The organism is Halomonas sp. (assembly GCF_052095695.1).
GTDB lineage: Bacteria > Pseudomonadota > Gammaproteobacteria > Pseudomonadales > Halomonadaceae > Vreelandella.
The window spans coordinates 1-3742 of record NZ_JBQDLQ010000159.1 but is presented as its reverse complement, the minus strand read 5'-3'; the positions used below and the strand labels follow the sequence as shown (position 1 = coordinate 3742).

The 3742-nt window shown below is 55.3% G+C and carries 3 protein-coding genes; all 3 read left to right on the top strand.

Going from position 1 to position 3742, the window contains the following annotated elements:
• On the top strand, positions 1–1118 hold a 1118-nt coding region (locus ACTH5D_RS17555), incomplete at its 5' end, for a DUF4123 domain-containing protein (protein WP_441673479.1).
• A complete protein-coding gene (locus ACTH5D_RS17550) occupies positions 1115–3049 on the top strand; it encodes a hypothetical protein (protein WP_441673477.1) in 1935 nt (644 codons plus the stop codon). The genes ACTH5D_RS17555 and ACTH5D_RS17550, both read left to right, overlap by 4 nt.
• A gap of 66 nt (positions 3050–3115) precedes the next feature.
• On the top strand, positions 3116–3742 hold a 627-nt coding region (locus tag ACTH5D_RS17545), incomplete at its 3' end, for a hypothetical protein (protein WP_441673475.1).

Genomic DNA, 3742 nt, shown 5'->3' with positions numbered 1-3742 from the left:
AACTGGCCCACACCACCTCGTCGCAACACCCGGTGGCGTATGGCGAGATGCTGCCACTTTTACTTGAACAAGCACCCGAGCCTGAGCCCAAAGTGCCCACGTCTCCGGTGACCTACCAAGAGGCCACTTGGCAAGCGCTGTTTGCTCCCCATCAACCACCGTTATGGGCCGTGATCGACGGGGTTAACTGCCGGGAAGCCATGGCGCGCCTTAGCCAAACCGACGCTCAGCATGCCTGCCTGTATGCCTCCACGGACACCGCTACTCAGGCTAACGCCCCGTGGCTCGTGCGACTTGAAGCCGACAGCGAGATTCGCATCTGGCTGGAAAGCCTGCCCCAGGATCAACACTGGGGGATCTTGCTGCAATCCCACGCCACCCTAAAGCAACTGCGCACTCATTTGCGCAAGTTCACCATGCTCTGGACCCCGGCTAACGACCAGGCCCCGGTGTACTTTCGCTTCTACGACCCGCGAGTGGCGATGGACATGAGCCAGGCGCTCGAGCCCTGGAAGCTGGCCGCTTTAATGGCCCCGCTGGAAGCGGTCATCGTTCCTGCTTCCCCGTTGATGGTTTTTCCCGAAGCGTTGGCCTTAACCCCATCGATAGCGCTCGATGCCGAGGCCAGCGATGTACAAGGAAGGCTAGTATGTATCGCCCTCAGCGACGATGCCCGCGTCGCCAACGGCCAAGGGCGGCAGTTTGCGATAGGGGCGGAGGAGTTTGCGCGATTTGGTCGTTTGGTGCAGCAACGGGCGCAGGCTGCTCTTGCACTTTCGCTCACGCCAGCCTATCCCAATGTAAGCGTAGATGAGCTTCTAGTGAGTGTTAAAGCAGCCGCACAGCTGGGGCAGCGTTACGGACTCGCATCTAAAAAGCAGGTCAAACTACTGGCCAAGTGTGTCATTGCGCTCGGCGCCACTTTCCCTAAGCGTCATCCAGAAGCCCTACAGATACTCGAAAAGCCCAACATGGCCGCGTGGCGAAAGCGTGATCAACTGGAAACCTGGTTACCCCGAGGGCGCATCCGGCACGCGCTGTTGGTGCCCTATTCCGATGAGGAAGGTGATATGCAGTACGATAATTTTCGGCCTGTCGTTAGCGAGGAGCCGTTATGAGCTACCAGCCGAGTATTGAAGATATAGCTTACTTAGCGGAGCATCAGCCGGAAAATTTTACAAATCCAGTATATACACAACGTTCTGTACGTAATGCTATTCACACGGATAGCTCCCAACGTGAAGTGGTCGAATCAACGACGATCCAAAACCATTATCAGGATTTTCAAAATAATGGCGGCCAACCACTGACTGAAAGCCCTATTCCTCAAGAACCCTCAGATGAGGAAAGCCGCCAGGACCCTGAGTTTGGCGCGATGTGTGTTGAGTGCGCCTCACTGACCCCTTGTATCGAACAGGTGGAGGTCGTATGTCACGCCGGTGAGAATACTCGCGTAGTGCTGCAAGGAGAAAATGAGCTCTCTGCTACCGGCTGTAAAATATACTTTGTTGCGGATAAATTTGTGGCTGGCGAGGGAACCTTCGAAGATTTTCTAGCCGGTACGCAGCTCAAGGATGAAGGTCAAGTAACAATCAAGCTGGCAGGCAGCTGCCCACATGATCAGCACACGCTCTATTGGACTGACGAGCTTAACAGTACCGCGCTCGCCTCAGGAGCGACTTCCATCGTTGATTTCATGGTGATGACGCGGCCCGTGCCTCCCATCACGCTACCCAGTGCACTGATGGGCCTCGTGGCGCAACAGGCGGATGCGGGACTCGCATTCAAAGCCGCCGTCATGTTACTGGATATGCTTATGAACCGTGCCGCCATGGTGAACGAGGAGCGCTTTCGCATCAGTTACGACGGCACGAACGACTTCCATTTCACCACCGTGACGCTACCTCAGTTAAAGTTCGATGGCTTGGTGACCATCGCGCCGCCCACCATCGATACTCGCCCGGTCGAAAAAAGGGAAGGCCGTATGATCGCCGCAGAACAGAGCATGGGGTCGCGGGTAAGGCAGGTAACCGCACGACAAGGCTGGGGCATCCACGCTGACCTCACCGTTGTATGTGGTGCGAAAGACACCACAATAACCGTGGGTAGCAGCCCCAGCGAAACCGAGACCCTCGATACCGGCCCCTCGCTTCGCCAAGCAGAGAACCAGCGGCAACAGCAAAACACGGTTGAGCGATTTATTGGCACTCTGACTGAGGCCTCGCAGCGTATCGCCAAAAACCTGAGTGGCACAGAAAGCGATGGTAGCAAGTTATTCAGCTTCTACACCCGTGGCCCGGAGTTAATGCTGGGCGCGACCACTGAGCAGGTGGAAGAGGAGGGTGGCCCTGGAACGAGCTGGGAGATTACGCCGGGGCTTTCGTTAGCGTATGAGTGCGGGGTTCAGCTCGATATCTACGAAGCATTGAAAATAGCCGCCAGAGGAACCGGCGGTGGCGCCGTGCTCGTCAAGTTTCTAGAAAGTGTCGAAGATGGTTTTAATCTGTATTTTGCCGAAGGCCAGTTCATGCCCGCTTTATTCATGGAGGTTGGCTTGGGGGTTGGCCCCCAGGGCACAGAAGATACGCTCGGCAATCATATGCTCCGTGCCACCTATAACGTACAAGCCAACGCCTTCGAGAAACCAGAAGGTCAGGTGAGCATCACCCTAAGCGCGCTGGTCAGCGGCGGCATGATGGGGTACTTCGACAGCCTGTTTACCGAGCGCACCGTGTTCAAATATGGCATTCAGGTAGCGACCAGCGGCAGTATCGCGATTGCCATCGAGAACGGTCAGTGGGGCTACCAGCTCTCCCATGCAGGTGCGATGCTGACGGTGCAAGGGTATAAAAAAGCGGATGTTGAGTCAGGTAGGAATGAGCCAGTTGCTGATGGTCGGCCTGGAGGAAATCGCCAAGTTCAGCATAGTAGTGCGCAGGTGGTCGAAACAGACGACGGTACTCGCTGGCAAGAAAATGGTGGGGCCAATAGCTACCGTTTGGCCGATAGCTGGACGGGGGCGTTTCATCCATTTAACAATGCAGGTTAAAGGTATCGCATGAAATTATTGATCACTTTTGTTTTATCGGTATTACTTAGTATGGGGGCACAGGCAATGGCACAGGAAATCGAGTATCAGTTTGGCGTACGCTGGAGCGTTAACGGGTTGGCCTCTTCAGTTGATATTCAGAACATTATGCTCGATTTCAAGGGTGTGCCAAGTGAGCAGAATACGATACTGCCCGCAACGGAGCATATTCGTAATGGTCGTAACGAGGTGCAGTTCTATGCGTGGCCCGTGCCTTCTGTAGATCCTTTTGAATCCCACCATGAGTTACGTCTTTCCATGGAGTATTGGGAGCCTGGTCAGAATCCCAACACTGAAGCCCAAACGGCCTTTGAAGTGGTTGTGCAGCCTGGCCTGGATAATCCGGCACCAGAGGTAGTGAAGGTAGATGATAATGCGCCACTGCGTGTAGTGGCTGATGCGATCCACTGGGACGCGGACTACTTCAGATTGGAAGTACCCTTTACCAACCGCCAACCCATGCCGACTTGGTGCTGGGAAGAGGGCGATGTTTTGAAAGACAACGACGCTACCCGCGATAGCCTGACCCGCGAATATCGTCGGCTACATGCGTTGTTTGCGGCGGGCGATAATGAAGCTTTGCTGGACGCCGCATCGAGCAGAACCGAGGAGTTGGCGTTAGCCTCGGATACGCCGGAAGCCTACGTGCGAGAT